General features: G+C 72.0%; 17 protein-coding genes. 4 read left to right on the top strand and 13 right to left on the bottom strand.

Features of this window, described 5'->3' with window-relative positions; genetic code table 11:
* Positions 1–16 precede the first annotated feature (16 nt).
* The 3 genes from ACGF3J_RS26905 to ACGF3J_RS26895 all read right to left on the bottom strand — a co-directional run bounded on the left by ACGF3J_RS26905 (position 17) and on the right by ACGF3J_RS26895 (position 3449).
* Positions 17–484: a pyridoxamine 5'-phosphate oxidase family protein gene (locus ACGF3J_RS26905; protein WP_161326661.1), complete on the bottom strand. Its 468-nt coding sequence runs from the start codon at positions 482–484 to the stop codon at positions 17–19.
* Complete coding sequence (locus ACGF3J_RS26900; protein WP_161326660.1) at positions 481–963, bottom strand: Rieske (2Fe-2S) protein; 483 nt, start codon at positions 961–963, stop codon at positions 481–483. Before ACGF3J_RS26900 ends, ACGF3J_RS26905 begins: the two co-directional genes overlap by 4 nt.
* A gap of 167 nt (positions 964–1130) precedes the next feature.
* On the bottom strand, positions 1131–3449 hold the full coding sequence (locus ACGF3J_RS26895; protein WP_161326659.1) for a glycoside hydrolase N-terminal domain-containing protein: 2319 nt from the start codon (positions 3447–3449) through the stop codon (positions 1131–1133).
* A 166-nt stretch (positions 3450–3615) separates the two neighbouring features.
* On the opposite strand from ACGF3J_RS26895, the gene ACGF3J_RS26890 reads away from it, so the two are divergent.
* A complete protein-coding gene (locus ACGF3J_RS26890; protein ID WP_161326658.1) occupies positions 3616–4305 on the top strand; it encodes a GntR family transcriptional regulator in 690 nt (229 codons plus the stop codon).
* Positions 4306–4317: 12 nt separating this feature from the next.
* On the opposite strand, the gene ACGF3J_RS26885 is transcribed toward ACGF3J_RS26890, so the two are convergent.
* The 10 genes from ACGF3J_RS26885 to ACGF3J_RS26840 form a co-directional block, all read right to left on the bottom strand.
* Positions 4318–5178 (bottom strand): amidohydrolase family protein, encoded by an 861-nt coding sequence (locus ACGF3J_RS26885; protein ID WP_393854964.1) that lies wholly within the window; start codon positions 5176–5178, stop codon positions 4318–4320.
* Positions 5175–6179 carry an aldo/keto reductase gene (locus ACGF3J_RS26880; RefSeq protein WP_161326656.1) on the bottom strand — a complete coding sequence of 335 codons (1005 nt, stop codon included), beginning with the start codon at positions 6177–6179 and terminating at the stop codon, positions 5175–5177. Before ACGF3J_RS26880 ends, ACGF3J_RS26885 begins: the two co-directional genes overlap by 4 nt.
* Positions 6176–6931 carry an SDR family NAD(P)-dependent oxidoreductase gene (locus ACGF3J_RS26875; RefSeq protein WP_161326655.1) on the bottom strand — a complete coding sequence of 252 codons (756 nt, stop codon included), beginning with the start codon at positions 6929–6931 and terminating at the stop codon, positions 6176–6178. Before ACGF3J_RS26875 ends, ACGF3J_RS26880 begins: the two co-directional genes overlap by 4 nt.
* On the bottom strand, positions 6928–8286 hold the full coding sequence (locus ACGF3J_RS26870; RefSeq protein ID WP_161326654.1) for an enolase C-terminal domain-like protein: 1359 nt from the start codon (positions 8284–8286) through the stop codon (positions 6928–6930). Before ACGF3J_RS26870 ends, ACGF3J_RS26875 begins: the two co-directional genes overlap by 4 nt.
* A gap of 151 nt (positions 8287–8437) precedes the next feature.
* A complete protein-coding gene (locus ACGF3J_RS26865) occupies positions 8438–8761 on the bottom strand; it encodes an L-rhamnose mutarotase (protein ID WP_161326653.1) in 324 nt (107 codons plus the stop codon).
* Positions 8758–10356, bottom strand: coding sequence for a sugar ABC transporter ATP-binding protein (locus ACGF3J_RS26860; protein WP_161326652.1), 1599 nt, complete (start codon positions 10354–10356; stop codon positions 8758–8760). Before ACGF3J_RS26860 ends, ACGF3J_RS26865 begins: the two co-directional genes overlap by 4 nt.
* A complete protein-coding gene (locus ACGF3J_RS26855; protein ID WP_161326651.1) occupies positions 10353–11429 on the bottom strand; it encodes an ABC transporter permease in 1077 nt (358 codons plus the stop codon). Before ACGF3J_RS26855 ends, ACGF3J_RS26860 begins: the two co-directional genes overlap by 4 nt.
* Positions 11426–12502: an ABC transporter permease gene (locus ACGF3J_RS26850; protein ID WP_161326650.1), complete on the bottom strand. Its 1077-nt coding sequence runs from the start codon at positions 12500–12502 to the stop codon at positions 11426–11428. The genes ACGF3J_RS26855 and ACGF3J_RS26850 overlap by 4 nt, the downstream gene beginning before the upstream one ends.
* Positions 12499–13587, bottom strand: coding sequence for a mandelate racemase/muconate lactonizing enzyme family protein (locus ACGF3J_RS26845; protein ID WP_161326649.1), 1089 nt, complete (start codon positions 13585–13587; stop codon positions 12499–12501). Before ACGF3J_RS26845 ends, ACGF3J_RS26850 begins: the two co-directional genes overlap by 4 nt.
* A gap of 37 nt (positions 13588–13624) precedes the next feature.
* Complete coding sequence (locus ACGF3J_RS26840) at positions 13625–14713, bottom strand: substrate-binding domain-containing protein (RefSeq protein ID WP_161326648.1); 1089 nt, start codon at positions 14711–14713, stop codon at positions 13625–13627.
* A 255-nt stretch (positions 14714–14968) separates the two neighbouring features.
* Here ACGF3J_RS26840 and ACGF3J_RS26835 point away from each other — a divergent pair, with 255 nt between their 5' ends.
* The 3 genes from ACGF3J_RS26835 (at position 14969) to ACGF3J_RS26825 (ending at position 16825) form a co-directional block, all read left to right on the top strand.
* Positions 14969–15622, top strand: coding sequence for a GntR family transcriptional regulator (locus ACGF3J_RS26835; protein WP_161326647.1), 654 nt, complete (start codon positions 14969–14971; stop codon positions 15620–15622).
* 67 nt (positions 15623–15689) lie between these two features.
* Positions 15690–16445 carry a HipA family kinase gene (locus ACGF3J_RS26830; protein WP_161326646.1) on the top strand — a complete coding sequence of 252 codons (756 nt, stop codon included), beginning with the start codon at positions 15690–15692 and terminating at the stop codon, positions 16443–16445.
* Positions 16442–16825: a DUF3037 domain-containing protein gene (locus ACGF3J_RS26825; protein ID WP_161326645.1), complete on the top strand. Its 384-nt coding sequence runs from the start codon at positions 16442–16444 to the stop codon at positions 16823–16825. The genes ACGF3J_RS26830 and ACGF3J_RS26825 overlap by 4 nt, the downstream gene beginning before the upstream one ends.
* Positions 16826–16861 lie beyond the last annotated feature (36 nt).

Genomic DNA, 16861 nt, shown 5'->3' with positions numbered 1-16861 from the left:
CAACCGACGGAGTCCGCTACGGTGACGCCAGCTTGCGGAAGTCCCAGCTGACGACCTTCTCCGGCGTCAGCCGCAGCCAGGCGTGCCGGCCGTCGTGGGGCAGCTCCTCCAGACCGAAGTTCTTGCGGGCGAACAGCGTCTCCGGGAAGTCGAGTTCGGCGCAGAGCTCACCGGTGCGCGGTACCTCGCCCACGAACTCCACCCGGCCGGACAGCTCCGCGCCCCGCAACTCGTCGTACTCCTCACCGGTGTCCACCACGATCGCCACCCGCGGATCGCGCCGCAGATCCGTCCAGCGCCTGCTGCGCACGACCGAGTACAGCCACATCGAGGCACCGTCCCAGGCGAACCACAGCGTGCTCACGTGCGGGGCGCCGTCGGCCGAGACCGTGGCGACCCGGCAGGTGCGCTGGGTGGTCAGGAACGCCTCCAGCTCGCCGGGGGTCATCATGATCTTCCGGCCCCGGCGCTGGGCCACGGTCATCCGGCCAGCTGGATCGAGTCCCCGCTGACCGTGATCTGCACGGCGGGCAGCGGCTTGAGCGCCGGACCGCTCTGCACGCTGCCGTCGGTGATGGAGAAGTTGCTGTTGTGGCAGGGGCAGTTGATGACCCCGTCCGACACGCTCTTCACGGCGCAGCCCTGGTGGGTGCAGGTGGCGGAGAACGCCTTGAACTCGCCCGCGGAAGGCTGGGTGACCACGACCTTCTGGTCGGCGAAGACCATCCCGCCGCCCTCGGGGATGTCGGCGGTCGCCGCGAGAGCCGCTCCCGCACCGGCGTCCTCACCGCCGCCCGTGTCCTCGGACGCCGAGCCCGGGGGAGCGGTCGCGGGGTCGGTCGACGCGTCCTCGTCCGAGCCTCCGCACGCCGCCAGCACGGCGGTGAGCCCCGCCGCTCCGGCCGCCGCCACGACGGTACGACGGGCCGGTCCGGCGGCGGGATGAAACGATGCGCTGGTCATGCTGGGGTTCCCTTCGGGGGGATGCGTGATGATCTGCCGAGAGGTACGGCCCCGTGGCACGTGCTGTTCAGACCGTGCGGTGATGCTGTCGGTTCGGCGGTCGGGCGGGCGTAAAACACGGCTGTCGATTCGCTGTCGACGGCTGGCTCGGAGCGCCGCCGGTGGGTTCACCGCTGGTCGGGCGTGTGCTCCGCGGGCGACACGGTCACGAAGCCGGACGCGGGAATGGTGACCCGGTGGCTCCGGTCGCCGAGGACGACGGTGGTGGTGCGGCCCGGGGCGCCGTGCAGGGTCGCGGCGGTCACCCGCCCGGACTTCCAGGCCACGTCGACCGTGAAGCCGCCGCGTATGCCGATCCCGGTGACCGATCCGGTGGCGGCCCAGGCGTCCGGAAGAGCGGGGAGCAGCTCGACGCGGCCCGGGCGGGACTGGACCAGCATCTCGATCATCGCCACCGGTGTGCCGAAGTTCGCGTCGATCTGGAAGACGGAGCTGCCTCCGAACGAGTACATGTCGAAGAAGTTGCCCGCAGTGCCGTTGCCGAAGTCCACGGACGGCTTCATGACCGTGAGCAGGCACTGGTACGCCTTGTCGGCGTGCTTCAGCCGTGCCCAGCACATGGACCGCCATGCGGTGGCCCAGCCGAAGCTGTCCATGCCGCGCTCCTCCAGCAGCTTGGTGGCACCGCCGATGAGTGAGGCGGGGGAGTCCCGGAGGTCGACCCGGTCGCCGGGGAAGAGGCCCACGTGCGCGGACAGGTGGCGGTGCGTGGTCTCGCCGAGGTCCTCCTCGCCCATCCACTCCGCCAGCCGGCCGCTGCCGGCACTGACTTCGGGCAGGTGGAGCTGGTTCCGCAGACCCTCGATCGTGGCGGCGTACGCCGCGTCCCTGCCCAGCTGGGCGGCGGCCTCCCGGTAGTTCCTGAACAGCTGCCAGACCAGTTCCTGCGCGTAGGTGATGCCGCGGGCGTCCTGCGGGCCGTGCTCCGGTGACCAGTCGTGGTCGTCGACGAGGACCTCTCGCCCCGCCACCGTCGTCGTGACCAGTCGCGCTTCCCAGAATTCGCAGGCGCCCTTCAGCAGCGGGTAGATCTTCTCCAGGTCCGCCGGGTCCTGGGTGTACTCGTAGTGCTCGTAGAGCGAGTTGCACACCCACGCGTTGCCCGCCGGGTGCCACCACCAGCCGTTGCCGCCCCAGACGTTGGTGGAGATGGCGAGCGTCCAGCCGCCGACCTTGCCGGAGGTGTTCCGGAAGCCGTTGCGGGGGTCCTGGAAGAGGGCCTGCGTGGTCGCCCGCCAGCCCGGCAACTGCGCCACGCAGTAGTCCGTGAAGGCGTCGAAGCACTCGGAGAGCCCGGCCCGGTCGGGCAGCCAGTAGTTCATCTGGACGTTGATGTCGGTGTGGTAGTCGCTCATCCACGCCGGGGTGTTGCTGTCGAGCCACAGGCCCTGGAGGCCGGCGGGCAGGCTGTCCCGGGAGCCGCAGATGGTCAGATATCGGCCGAACTCCAGGTAGGAAGCCTCCAGTTCGGGGTCGGGGGTGGCCCCTGCCTCGGCGCGGGCGGCGAGTCGGACGGGGGTCTCCATGGCACGCTGGGCGGCGCTGGAGCTGCCCAGGTTCACCGTGGTCCGCCTCTGCAGCCGCTGGAAGTCGGCGACGTGACGGGCGAGCAGCGCCGGGCCGCCGGCCCTCGCGGCCCGGGCGGCCTTGTCGCGGGCGACGGCGAGTGGAACGAGGTCCGCGTCCTTGTACGCGACGGACGCGTCCGCCTTGTAGTTGGTGCCGCCCGCGACGATCAGCACGACCTCGGCGCACTCGCTGAAGGTCACCTTCGCACCGGTCGCGGAGACGGTGCCGCCCTCGCCCGCCGCCTTGACGAGGGTCGCGTACCTCAGCGAGTTGGTGAACGTCGCGGCGAAGGACGCCTCGGCGGCGCCCGCGTCGGCGGTCACCTTCTCGTCGCGTGTCCCGGCCAGCGTCAGGGAGCCGGTGTAGGAACCGCCGCCGCTCTGGGACAGGCGCACCACGACGACGTCGTCCGGGTGGCTGGAGAACACCTCGCGGCGGTAGGTAACGCCGCTCAACTCATAGGTGACGGTCACCAGTCCGTTGCTCAGGTCGAGCGTGCGGCGGTAGCCGGCGACTGCCGTGGTGGTGTGGGCGGGGATGTCGACGCAGGCCTTGGCCAGCATGCCGAAGGTCCCGAAGTCCTCGATGCCGTAGGGGAACTGGCCGTCGGACTGCAGCGCGGCGTTGGCGTGACCGGTCCACAGGGTTGCGTCGGCGAGGACCAGGACGTCCCGGGACGGGTGGCCGGTGGCCAGGGCGCCGAGCCTGCCGTTGCCGATGGGCAGGCCCTCCTCGATCACGTTCTCCTCGGCGCCGGGCTTCGTGTACCAGAGGGTGACCGCCTCGCTCTCCGGCACCGGCGACACCGCGCGGGTGTGCGGCACGGCGGGGGAGGGGGTGCGGGAGCGATCGGACATCGGGATGCGGCTCCTTGCGAGGGGGAGGATGCGGGACTCCGCGACGGCAGCAGTGCAGCCGGGCGGAGCGGGTGGTGTCAACACCTCTGAGGGAGGGCGGATGCCCTCACATCGATAAACTGCTGCCGGCCCCAGCCCCCACCGCACCGACCAGTAGGAGACCCGGATGCCGGCGCACGACCCGTCCGTCCCGCCGGTCCGTCAGGTTCTGTCCGACAGTGTCTACGAGGACATCAAGGCCAAGGTCATGGACCACGAGATCGCTCCGGGCGCCCGCGTCGGCATCGAGGCACTGGCCCGTGAGCTGGGCGTCTCACCGACCCCGGTGCGCGAGGCGCTCGCCCGGCTCGAGTCCGACGGCCTCGTGGTCAAGCGCTCGCTGTCCGGGTACCGGGCGACCGAGCTGCTCACCCGCCAGGGCGTGGAGGAACTGTTCGAGATGCGGCTGCTCCTGGAGCCGCGCGCCGCGGCCCTGGCGGCGCACAACGCCGAGGAGAGCCAGCTCGACGCCCTGGAGGTCACGCTGGAGGGCATGCAGGCGCACCCCGGGCCCACCGGACCGTACGCCTCCTACCGGGACTTCGCCGCGCTGGACCAGCGCTTCCACGACACCGTCGCGGAAGCCGCCCACCGGCCGTTGCTCGCGGACGCGGTGGAGCGGCTCCACACCCACCTGCACATCTTCCGTCTCAGCAACGTCCAGAACATCCGGGAAGCAGACGATCCGACTCTGGGCGAACACGAACGCATCGTGCGAGCGATCCTGCGCCGCAGGGCCGAGCACGCGGCGGCAGCGATGGCCGAGCATCTCAACCGCAGCCTGGAACGCCAGCTGAGCCGGTTCGACGAGGAGTGATGCGGCCTCCCGTCACCCCGGGTGTGCGCCGGGCACGCGGTAGACGCGCCGAGCGGTGCCGGACCACACCTCGGAGCGCTCGGCCGGGTCCAGTCCGGCGGTGAGCCTCCGGGCCGCGTCGACGACCGCGCCGTAACCCCCGGCGAGCGTGCTCACCGGCCAGTCGGAGCCGAACATCAGCCGCCGGGGGCCGAAGGCGTCGATCACCGTGCCGGCGTACGGCCTGAGGTCGTCGACCGTCCATGACGACCAGTCGGCCTCGGTCACCATGCCCGAGAGTTTGCACACCGTGTTGGGCAGCGAGGCCAGCTCCCGTACCCGCCCGGCCCAGGGCTCCAGCGCCCCGGAAGCGATCGGCGGCTTGCCGAGATGGTCCAGGACGAAGGTGAGGCCGGGCACCGCGGCCGCCGCTCGCGCCGCGGCGGGCAGCTGGTGCGGCAGTACCACCAGGTCGTAGACGAGTCCGGCCCCGGCGACGGCACGCAGGCCGCGCAGGACCTCCGGGCGGGTCAGCCAGTCGGGGTCGGGCTCGCCCTGGACCTGGTGCCGGATCCCGCGCAGGAAGTCACCACCGGGCAGTGACCGCAGCGCGGCGAGCGCGTCGGCGACGTCCGGGGCCGTCAGGTCGGTCCACCCCACGACCGCCCCGATCAGGTCGCTGTGGGCGGCCAGGGACAGCAACTCGGGTGTCTCCTCGGCGATGTTGACCGTCTCCACCAGCACCGTGGCCGTGACCCCCGCGGCGCCGGTCGCGGCCGCCAGGTCGGCGGGGACGAAGGAGCGCCGCAACGGAGCGAGCCCGGGACCGCCGAGCCACTCCTGGTCGCGTACGGCGAGATCCCACAGATGGTGGTGGGCGTCGATGACGGTCACCCCGGGCTCCCCTCCAGCACCGGCTCCGGCACCGGCACTCCGTCGGGCAGCAGGCCCTGAGCCCGCAGATCCTCCCATACGGCCCGGGGGGCGGGCCCGCGGACCTGTGCGACGGCGTCCACGACCTGGGCCGCCGAGCGCGCACCCACGAGGACCGAGGCGACCGCCGGATGCCCGAAGGGGAAGCGGAGCGCGGCGGCCCGCAGCGGCAGCCCGTGCGCCTCGACAACCGCGCGCATCCGTACCGCCCGGTCCAGGAGGTCCGCGGGCGCCGCAGCGTAGTCGTACGTGGCGCCGGGCGCGGGGTCGGCCAGCAGCCCGGAGTTGAACACACCGCCGACGATCACGCTCTTGCCCGCGGCGGACGCGGCCGGCAGCAGCGTCTCCAGGGCGCCCTGTTCCAGCAGGGTGTAACGCCCGGCGCAGAGCACCGCGTCGACGTCCGTGTCGGTCAGGAACCGGGTCAGCATCCGGCTCTGGTTCATCCCCGCGCCGATCGCCCGGACGACCCCCTGGGACCGCAGCTCCTCCAGCGCCGGGTACGCCTCCCGGAAGGCCTGTTCACCGTGGTCGTCGGGATCGTGGAGCAGGACCAGGTCCACGCGGTCCAGCCCGAGGCGGGTGAGGCTGTCCTCCAGTGAGCGGCGTACGCCGTCGGCGCTGAAGTCCCAGCGGCGCCGGTGGGTCGCCGGTACCGCGAAGCCGTTGGCCCGGTCGTCGCCGCCGCCGTCGTGCGGTTCGAGTACCCGGCCCACCTTGGTGGAGAGGACGAAATCCGCCCGGGGCCTCGTCCGCAGGGCCGCGCCCAGCCTGCGCTCCGAGAGGCCCAGACCGTAGTGCGGGGCGGTGTCGAAGTAGCGGATGCCCACGTCCCAGGCCGCCTCCACGGTGGCCGCGGCCTCGTCCTCGCCGGCGTCCTCGTAGAGTCCGCCGATGGCGGCGGCACCGAGGCCGAGGGCGGTGACCGGCACGCCGCCGCCTCCCAGGACCGCCGCCCTCACCGTCCCTCCGGGCGCAGCCGCAGGCCCTGCATGCCGCCGTCCACGGCCAGGACCGTGCCGGTGACGCTCGCGGCGGCCGGGCTCGCCAGGTAGACGATGGCCGCGGCGACCTCTTCGGCGGTGACCAGACGGCCCATGGGCTGGCGGGCGTTGAGCGCCGCCCGCTCGGCCTCCGGGTCGGGCGCCCGGTCCAAGAGACGGCCCACCCAGGGAGTGTCCGCCGTCCCGGGGTTCACGCAGTTGACGCGGATGCCCTCGCGGACGTGGTCCGCCGCCATGGCGAGGGTGAGGGCCTGGACCGCGCCCTTGCTGGCGCTGTACAGGGCCCGCTGCGGCAGGCCGGCCGTGGCCGCGATCGAGCAGGTGTTGACGACGGCGGCGTGCGCGGAGGCACGCAGGAGGGGAAGGGCCGCCCGGGTGGTGCGGACGACGCCGAGGACGTTCACGTCCAGGACCCGGTGCCACTGGGCGTCGTCGTTGTCCTCGACCGTGCCCGTCGCGCCGATACCGGCGTTGTTGACCAGGATGTCGAGGCCGCCGAGTTCGTGGGCCGCGGCGGCGACGGCGGGCCGTACCGAGGCGTCGTCGGACACGTCGGCGGCGTAGCCGCGCAGGGGCTTGTCCACGGACGACGGGTCGAGGTCGAGGACGGCGACGTCGGCGCCGCGGGCGGCCAGCAGGACGGCGGTGGCCCGGCCGATGCCGGAGGCGCCGCCGGTCACCAGGGCCTTGAGCCCGGACAGTTCGCTCATGAGGGGGTTCCCTTCTCCTGTGCGGCGAGGTCGGCGGCCCAGAAGACGCCGTCGGGATAGCGGTAGGTCGCGATGGACCCGGGGTGCATCCGGGACGAGAAGCCGGGCGAGGTGGGCGCCGTGTAGTGGCCGTCGGTGATGACCACGGGGTCGTCGAAGTGCTCGTGGAGATGGTCGACGTACTCGATGACCCGGTCCTCGGTGGTGCCGGACAGGGCGACGAAGTCGAACATCGAGAGATGGCGGACCAGTTCGCACAGCCCGACTCCGCCGGCGTGCGGGCAGACCGGGACGCGGTACTTGGCGGCGAGCAGCAGAATGGCCAGGTTCTCGTTGACGCCGCCCACCCGTGCCGCGTCGATCTGGAGGACGTCGATGGCCTCGGCCTGCAGCAACTGCTTGAAGACGATGCGGTTCTGCACATGCTCGCCGGTGGCGACCTTGACGGGCGCGACGCCCCGGCGCACGGCCGCGTGACCGAGGATGTCGTCGGGGCTGGTGGGCTCCTCGATCCAGTACGGGTCGCTGTCGGCCAGCGCCCTGGTCCACTCGACGGCCTCGGCGACGTTCCAGCGCTGGTTGGCGTCGACGGCGATGCGGATGTCCGGGCCGACCGCCGCACGGGCCGCGCGCAGCCTGCGGACGTCGTCGGCCAGGTCGGCACCGACCTTCAGCTTGATCTGCGGGAAGCCGTCGACGACGGCCTGCTTGGCGAGCCGCACCAGCTTCTCGTCGGAGTAGCCCAGCCAGCCGGGGGAGGTGGTGTACGCCGGGTATCCGCGCGACAGCAGCAGGGCCTCCCGTTCGGCGGCGCCCTTCTTCCCCTCACGGAGGAGGGCCACGGCCTCCTCGCGGGTGAGCGCGTCCTCGATGTAGCGGTAGTCCACCTGGTCGGCGAGCCACTCGGGCTCCGCGTCGGCGAGCAGCCGCCACACCGGCTTGCCGGCCCGTCTGGCCGCGAGATCCCAGACCGCGTTGACCACGGCGCCGACGGCCATGTGCATCACGCCCTTCTCCGGGCCGAGCCAGCGCAGTTGGCTGTCACCGGTCAGGGCCCGGCTCACCGTTCCCGGATCGGCGCACACCGCGTCCACGGACCGGCCGACGACATGGGGGCGCAGCGCGTTGACGGCCGCCGCCTGCACCTCGTTGCCGCGTCCGATGGTGAAGGTGAAGGCGTGCCCCTCCAGACGCCCCAGCGGGCCTTCCTCCGCGTCGGTCCGCAGGACGACGTAGGCGGCCGAGTAGTCGGGGTCGGGGTTCATCGCGTCCGAGCCGTCCAGCTCACGCGAGGTGGGGAACCGGACGTCGACGACCTCGACATCCGTGATGCGGGCCGTGGGGTCGGTCGTCATCGCGTCCCCACGCATCCTCGAAGGCTCGACGCCGGCGGCCGAGACCAACGCTCTCCAGTTCCACCGTTCAGCAGTTTCACGTGTTCTCCTCGCGGTCGCGGCACGGGCGGTGCCGCGGGGTCGGTGCGGTCGGGCTCGGTGGGCCGGTGCGCTACTCCATGAGGAAGACCTGTGTCATGGACGCCCACCACTCGCCGGGCGCGGCCTCGTCGACGGGGCGCTGACAGGGCGCCGTCCGGCGCCACCACTCCTGGGTGGGCGGGTCGTCGGCCATCAGGGCGAGGTCCGCCGCCAGGTCGTCGCCGTGGTACTCGAAGTAGCCGAACAGCCGGTCGCCGAGCAGGTGGATGGAGTAGTTGGTGATGTGGCAGGCCCGCAGGCGGGCCAGCACCGGTTCGGGTACGTCGCCGTGCAGGTCCCGGTACTCGTCCACCTTCTCGGGCCGGACGTGGATGACCTGGGCGACGCGCTTCACGGCGTTCCGCCCTTCGCGGTGACGGCGGAGTCGGTGACGGCGGAGTCGGCGACGGCCGAGCTCGCACGGTCGTGGATGACGCGGATGATCCGCCCGCTCATGCGCTCGTAGTCGTGGTCGTTGGCCACCTCGCCGCGGACGCGGTGGTCGGCCATGACCACCACCCGGTCGGCGAGCGTGATCATCTCCGTCAGGTCGCTGCTGATCAGCAGGATGGGCAGGCCGCCGCGGGCCAGCTCCCAGATCAGCTCGTGGAAGGCGTGCTTGGTGCGTACGTCCACACCCACGGTGGGCTCGTCGACGATCAGCAGCCGGGTGTCGGCGGCGAGCCACTTGGCCAGGCTCACCTTCTGCTGGTTGCCGCCGGACAGTTCACCCGCGTTCTGCGCCAGACCGGAGATCCGGATGCCGAGGCGGTCGACGAGGTCCTGGGAGACCTCCCGTTCCCGCCGCGAGGAGATGTCGCCGAGGAAGCGTCCCAGCTTCCTCCACACCGTCACGGTGATGTTCCGGTGGATGGGCTGCTCCAGGAAGACGCCCTCCTCCTTGCGGTTCTCGGTCAGGTAGCCGATGCCGTACGTGTGGAGGGCCTCGCGAGGGGACCCGATCCGGGCCGTCCTGCCGTACACCTTGATCTCGCCGCCCGTGATCCGGTCCAGGCCGAGGACGGCCTTGACCAGCTCGCTGCGTCCGGCGCCGACCAGGCCGTAGAGGCCGACGATTTCTCCGGGTGCGACGTCGAGGGAGATGTCGCGGTGGCCGGCCGCCGTCGAGAGGCCGGAGAGGGAGAGCGCCGGTGGGGCGGAGGCGTCCACCGTGCGGGGGGCCATGCCGGTCACCGAGTGGGCGCGGCCGACCATCAGGGTGACCACGTCGTCCTGCGCGTACTCGGAAAGGGGCGCCGACTCCAGTACCGACCGGCCGTCTCGCAGGACGGTGACGGTGTCGCAGACGGCGAAGACCTCCTCCAGCTTGTGGCTGACGAACACCACACAGGTGCCGCGTGCCGTGAGCCGGCGCACCACGCCGAAGAGGCGCTCCGCCTCCTGCGGGGAGAGCGAGGCGGTGGGTTCGTCGAGCAGCAGCACCTCGCTCTCGGTGTACAGCGCCTTGGCGATCTCCACCAACTGCTGCTGTGCCACCGACAGTTCGCGCACCGGGCGGCGGGGGTCGAGGTCCAGTCCCAGCTCGGCCAGACAGCGCTCGGCGGGAGCGGTCATCGCCTCCGGGTCGATCAGCCCCCGGCGCGAGGGCGGGCTCTGCAGGGTGATGTTCTCCGCCACCGAGAAGCCGGGGATCAGGTTGCGCTCCTGGTGGACCACGCCGATGCCGGCGCGGGTGGCCTCCAGCGGGGAACGCAGCCGGGTCTCCCTGCCCCGCCGCAGCAGGCGGCCGCCGTCGGGCGGGTGGACACCGGTGATCACCTTGATCAGCGTGGACTTGCCGGCGCCGTTCTCGCCCAGCAGGGCGTGCACGGAACCCGCGGTCAGCTTCAGGCCCACGCCGTCGAGGGCACGTACCCCGGGGAAGACCTTGACGATGTTCTCGCACTCCAGCAGGACACCGCTCCCGTCCGTCGGCCGTACATCGCTCATCGGACGCCTCCCTTACCCGGCAGGGCGGCGGCCGGCTGTGCGCCACCGCCGGGCGGCGCCGGGGGCGTACGGCCGGGTGCCCTGCCCCTCTTCTCCAGGTGCGTCTGGTGGACGCGGCCGCCGACGACGGTGCCGAGCACGACCAGGCCGATGAGGAAGTTCACCCAGCTGGGGTCGAGGGAGAACTGGGCCCGCGCGGTGTCGATCAGCCGCATCACGAAGGCGGCCAGCACCGTGCCGAGCACCGCCACCGACCCGCCGGTGAGCGCGACGCCGCCGATGATCGGGGCGGCGAAACTGGGCAGCAGCCAGTCCCCGCCGACACTGCGGTTCACGCCGGGCAGCGAGGCCGTGGCCACGGCGGCGGCGATACCGACGAGCAGACCGGACAGGGTGTGGGCGACCACGATCTGGCGGTCGGACGAGATGCCCGACAACCGCGCCGCGAGCGGGTTGCCGCCGGCCGCCAGCAGCCGCCGCCCGGCGATCGTGCGGTACATGAACGCGGCCAGCAGCGCCGCGGCGGCCAGCGCGGCGACGAAGACCAGCGGGATGTTCAGCGGCGCCGAGCGGCCGAGGTCGCGCAGCGTCTCGGAGTACCCGTCGATCGTGCGCGTGCCGGAGAGCCGGTACTGGGCCCCGAGCAGGATGGTCATCGTGCCGAGGGTGACGATGAAGCCGTTGATCCGGGTGGCGACGATGAACACCCCGGTCAGCAGGCCGGTCAGCGTCGCGATGAGCACGCCGGCCGGCACGGCGAGGCCCGCGGGCACCCCGTGGTCGGCCATCAGCACGCCCATCAGGCAGGCGCTGAAACCGCCCAGCGCACCGACGGCGAGGTTGAGCTGCCCGACGCACAGGGCGACCATCTGGGCCAGCCCGATCAGGACCGGCGTGGCCAGGTACATCAGGAACGTGCGGAGCGAGGAGCCCTCGAAGAAGGAGCCGGACGAGGCGATGCCGAGCCCCACCCAGCCGACGGCCACCACGACCAGCAGCGTCGTCGTCGTGGACCGCGAGAGGCGTCGCAGTGCCGGAAGGGCCAGGGCTCCCTTGTCGCGGAGCGTCGTCATGTGGAGCGCACCACCTTGCGGTAGGACACCACGGTGCGCACCCGGTCCGCGGACAGGGCGAGGAGCAGGACGCAGCCGAGGTAGATGTTGAGGCTTTCGAGGCCGACCCCGAGCAGGTCCAGGCCCTTGCGGATGACACCGACCAGGGCGGTGCCGAGCAGCGCGCCGAGCACGGAGACGACGCCGCCGGTGAGCAGCGTGCCGCCGAGGACCGCGCCGAGGAACGACGGGAGCATGAAGTCGTCGCCGATGGAGGCGCGGAAGGTGCCCGTGCCCACGGCGGCCATGAAACCGGCGAGGGCGGCCAGCAGGCCGGACAGCGCGTGGGCCAGGACGACACGGCGGCCGGTGGGGATGCCGGACAGCTCGGCGGCGGCGGGGTTGGCGCCGGTGAGCAGCAGCTCCCGGCCCATGCGGGTGCGGGCGTAGAGGAAGCAGAGACCGACGAGGGCCACCACGGTGAACTGGGCGATCTGCGGAACGGCCGCCGAACCGCAGACGGGGCCCGCGCAGATGTCCGCGAGCGAGTACGACCGCAGCTCGGCGAGCCCGTCCGGCCGCGTGGTGAACGCGGCGTTGTCCGTGAGGGCCGAGTAGAGCAGGGACACCAGGCCCAGCAGGGCGAAGTCCATGGCCAGCGTCACGACGAAGGAGTTCACACCGGTGCGGGCGATGATCCAGCCGGTCAACGCGCCGATGGCACACCCCGCGAGGAGGCACAGCACCAGGCCCAGCGGCAGCGGCAGTCCGAGCCGGTCGTAGCCGAACCCGGCGAAGAAGGCGCCGAAGGCGGCCATGCGTCCGACGGCCAGGTTCATGTGCCCGACGGACAGCACGACCATCTGCGCGAGCGCCACCACGGTGAGCGTCGAGACGTCCCTCAGGAGCGGGAAGAGCACCAGCCGCTCGTCGAGGAAGGCCGGGCGCAGGACGCCGAAGAGCGCGGCGAGCGCGACGACGAGCACCAGCAGCCCCAGCCGCTGGTTGACCCAGAACGGCAGCCGGTGAGCCGGCCGGGCCCCGTCGGCCGGGCGGTCGGTGTCGCGGCCGGCGGGGGTGACGGCGGTCTTCATGACACCCTCCGGTCCTCGATCGCGTCCATGTCCCAGTCGATGCCGATGCCGGGCTCGTCCGGCGCCACGGCGTGGCCGTCGCGCAGGACCATCTCGGTGCGGGTGACGGCTCGCAGTTGCGGGATGTACTCGACGTACGCGCCGTTGCTCACCGCGGCGACCAGGCTGACGTGCAGTTCCATCAGGAAGTGCGGGCACACCTCGACGTTGAAGGTCTCCGCGAGGTGGGCGACCTTCAGCCACGGGGTGATGCCACCCACCCGCGCCACGTCGACCTGCACGACGGAGGCGGCGCCCCTCTCCAGATAGCCGCGGAACTGCATCGGCGAGTACATCGACTCACCCACGGCGATGGGGATCCGGGTCGAGCGGGCGAGCCGGGCGTGGCCACCGATGTCGTCGGCGGGCATGGGCTCCTCGAGCCAGTAGGGGTCGTACGGTTCGAGCGCGGCCGCCAGGCGCGCGGCGGAGGAGAGCGACTGGGACTGGTTCGCGTCCGTCATGACGTGCAGCGCCGGACCGACCGCCTCACGGACGGCACGCAGCCGCTCCGCGTCCTCGGCGACGTGCGGCTTGCCCACCTTGATCTTGACGCCGGCGAACCGTGCCTTCTGGGCCGCGAGTGCGGACTCGACCAGCTCCTCGGTGCCGAGGTGGAGCCAGCCGCCCTCGGTGTCGTAGACGGGGATCTCCCGGCGGTGCCCGCCGGCCAGCCGCCACAGCGGCTCCCCGGCCCGCTTGCAGCGCAGGTCCCACAGCGCCGTGTCCACCGCCGCGAGCGCGAGGGAGGTGAGGGCACCGGTGGTCGTGGCGCGGGTGTGGGCGAACAGGGAGTGCCACAGCCCCTCCACGTTGCGGGCGTCCCGGCCCGCCAGCAGCGGCAGCAAGTGGTCGCGCAGCAGGGCCAGGACGGAGCTGCCGCCGGTGCCGATCGTGTAGGCGTAGCCGGTGCCGGTCAGGCCGTCGGCGGTGGTGAGGGTGACGAGTACGGTCTCCTGCTTGACGAACGACTGCACGGCGTCCGTGCGGTCGGTCTCCACGTCGATGTCGGCCAGCAGGGCCGTGGCGTCGATGATGAGGGTCATGCGCGAGGGCCGACCTTTCTGTCCGTGACCGGGGTGGTCAGCCGCAGGAGAGGAACTCGTCCGCGAACTGCTTCTTCAGCTCGGCGGTCCTGGCCCGGCGCGCGCTGTCGTAGCCGTCGACGTTGTCCTTGGTGACGACGAAGGAGCCGGAGTCGACGACCTTGCCGGGCTGCTTCATGGAGCACTGCCCGGTCTGCAGCAGGGCGAGCGCCCAGGCCCCGATCTCCGCCTGACCGACCGGGTTCTGCACGACCGTGGCGGTGGCGGCACCGCTCCTGATCGAGGAGAGGATCTTGGCGTCGTCGTCGATGGCCACGACCTTCGCCCCGGAGCCGGACTCCTGTACGGCCTCGGCGGCGGCGACGGCCGGGTTGTAGGCGGTGGAGACGATGCCCGCGATCTCGGCGCCCTTGGCGGCGAGCAGGTCGGACACGGCCTTCTGGGCGGTCTGGAGGTCCTTGTCGATGTCGGTGACGGTCTGCAGCACGGTGACCTTGCCGCCGGTCTCCCGCACCGCCTTCTCCACGCCCCGCTTGCGCAACTGGGTGTTGGCGTCGACGTTGTTGCCGGTCAGGTGGACGAGGGCGCCCTTGCCGCCCATGGCCTCGACAGCGGCCTGCGCGGCCTTGTAGGCGGCCAGCTCGACGTCGGTGGAGAGGCAGAAGTCCGCCTCGTTCGTGTTCCCGGCCGGGCAGGAACCGAGCGAGGCGACGGCCATCCCCTGCGACTTGAGGTCGGTGAAGGTGGTGTTGATGTCGGTCGGGGAGACACCGAAGACGCCGAAGGCGTTGTAGCCGCGGGCGGCCAGGGTCGACACCAGGTTGTTCTGCTTCTGCTGGTCCCACTCGGCGGTCTCGTCGAAGGTGACGTCGCCCAGCCCGAGCGACTTCCCGGCCTTGGCGCCGGCCGTCCTCCAGGGCTGGAAGTAGGGGTGGGCGCCGCCCGGGATCAGCGCGACCTTCACACCGGAGCCGTCGGCGAGCTCGGCGGTCCCGCCGCCGCCCCTCGCCGAGGCGCCCGCAGCGGCGCCGGGCTCGTCCGAGTTCCTGATGGTGCAGGCCGACGAGACGGCGGCGAGGAGGACCAGGCCGATGGCGGCTGACACGGCTGTTCTGCGACGGCTCATGAGGCTGCCCCACTAAAATCAAATAGGATTTCGTTGACGCGATGCTGGGGCAGTGGTGGTGGTCACGTCAAGGGTCGTACCGCATCGCATGCGCAGCTCACGTTGGAATTTCAGCGAAAGGTGATGGGTGCATGGCGCCCCTCGGATGCATCGGGCGAGGTCACTGCGCGTGGCGAGGGTCGCGCTGGATCATATAGAACAGACAGGGCGAGGCCGTGGATCGGCCGATGCCGTTCCCGAGGGGAGAGCTCGACGATGCCGGTGCTGACGGTCAGCGTCTACGAGGCGGTCAAGGCCATGGTCATGGACCATGTGATCCAGCCCGGCGCACGGGTCGGCATCGAGGCCGTCTCGCGGTCCCTGGGAGTCTCGGCGACGCCGGTGCGTGAAGCGCTCGCCCGCCTGGAGTCGGACGGGCTGGTGGTGAAGCGTTCGCTCTCCGGATACCGGGCCACCGAACTGCTCACCCGGCAGGGGGTGGAGGAACTCTTCGAGATGCGTCTGCTGCTGGAGCCGCGGGCCGCCGCGCTGGCCGCCGAGCACGTGGGCGAGGCGGCGCTGGACCGGATCGAGGCCGTGGTCGAGGAGATGCAGGGGCTGCCGGACAAGGGGCACAGCTATGCCGAGTACGGGCGCTTCGCGGTGCTGGACCAGCGGTTCCACGACGCGCTGGCCGCCGCGTCCGGGCGGACGATGCTCGCGGCGGCGGTGGAACGGCTCCACACTCACCTGCACCTCTTCCGGCTCAGCCCCGTCTCGGGCGGCAGTCCGGCCACCGTCATGGAGCACGGCCGCATCCTCCGGGCGGTGCTGCGGCGCAGTCCCGAACGGGCGTCGGAGGCCATGCGCGAGCATCTCGAGTCGAGCCTGCGGCGCCACCGCGACCGGTACGCGGAGGGCGGGGCGTGACGACCGGCCCCGATCACTATGCTCACTGCATGCGCGACGCAGACTCACCGACGGATGGCCCGGGAACATGCTGAAAGAGGTCACCGCGACCCGCTACATCACGCCCCTGCGGGAGGGCGGTTCGCTGCCGGGGCTCGTCGAGGCCGACGATCTCGGGACGTACGTCCTGAAGTTCACCGGCGCGGGGCAGGGCCGCAAGACGCTGGTGGCGGAGGTGGTCTGCGGGGAGCTGGCCCGGCGGCTGGGTTTCCGCGTCCCCCGCATCGTGACGGTCGACCTCGATCCCGTCCTGGGGCTCGGCGAGCCCGACCAGCAGGTGCAGGAGCTGCTCAAGTCGAGCGGCGGCACCAACCTCGGCATGGACTTCCTCTCCGGCGCGCTCGGCTTCGACCCGCTCGCCTTCGAGGTGAGCCCCGAGGAGGCCGGCCGGATCGTCTGGTTCGACGCGCTGGTGAACAACGTCGACCGGTCCTGGCGCAACCCCAACCTGCTGCGCCGGCGGGGCGAGACATGGCTCATCGACCACGGCGCGACCATGATCTGGCAGCACAACTGGCCCGGCGCCGAGACCTCCGCGGCCCGCGCCTACGACGCGTCCGACCACGCGCTCGCGCGCTTCTCGCCGGACGTCCGCTCGGCCGCCGCCGCGCTCGCGCCGCTGGTCACCGAGGAACTCCTCGCGGAGGTCACCGCCGAGATCCCGGACGTGTGGCTGCGGGACGAACCCGGCTTCGCGACCCCCGACGACCTGCGGCGGGCCTATGCCCGGCCGCTGCTGGCCCGAGCCGCCACGATCCACGAACGCGTCAAGGGGGACCGGTGAGCGACCGCCACGTCTTCGAGTACGCGCTGGTGCGCGTCGTACCCCGCGTCGAGCGCGGGGAGTGCGTCAACGCCGGCGTCCTCGTGTACTGCCGGGCCAAGTCCTACGTCGGTGCGCGCACCCACCTCGACGAAGCCAGGCTGCTGGCTCTCGACCCGGGGGTGGACCTGCCGGGCGTACGTGCCGCGCTGCGCGCCGTGGAAGGGGTGTGCACCGGCGGGGACGCGGCGGGCCAGGCGGCCCAGGACGATCCGGGCCGCCGTTTCCGCTGGCTGATCGCACCCCGCTCGACCATCGTCCAGCCGGGCCCCGTGCACACCGGCCTGACCGCCGATCCGGCGGCCGAGGCGCAGCGGCTGCTCGACCTGCTGGTGCGGTGACGCCGGGCGGGTTCGCTCCGGCCCGGAGCCGTGGCG

Source organism: Streptomyces sp. NPDC048171, from assembly GCF_043202655.1.
Taxonomy (GTDB): Bacteria; Actinomycetota; Actinomycetes; order Streptomycetales; family Streptomycetaceae; genus Streptomyces.
Note: the sequence above shows the minus strand (reverse complement) of the source record. Positions and strands in the feature narration are given on the sequence as shown.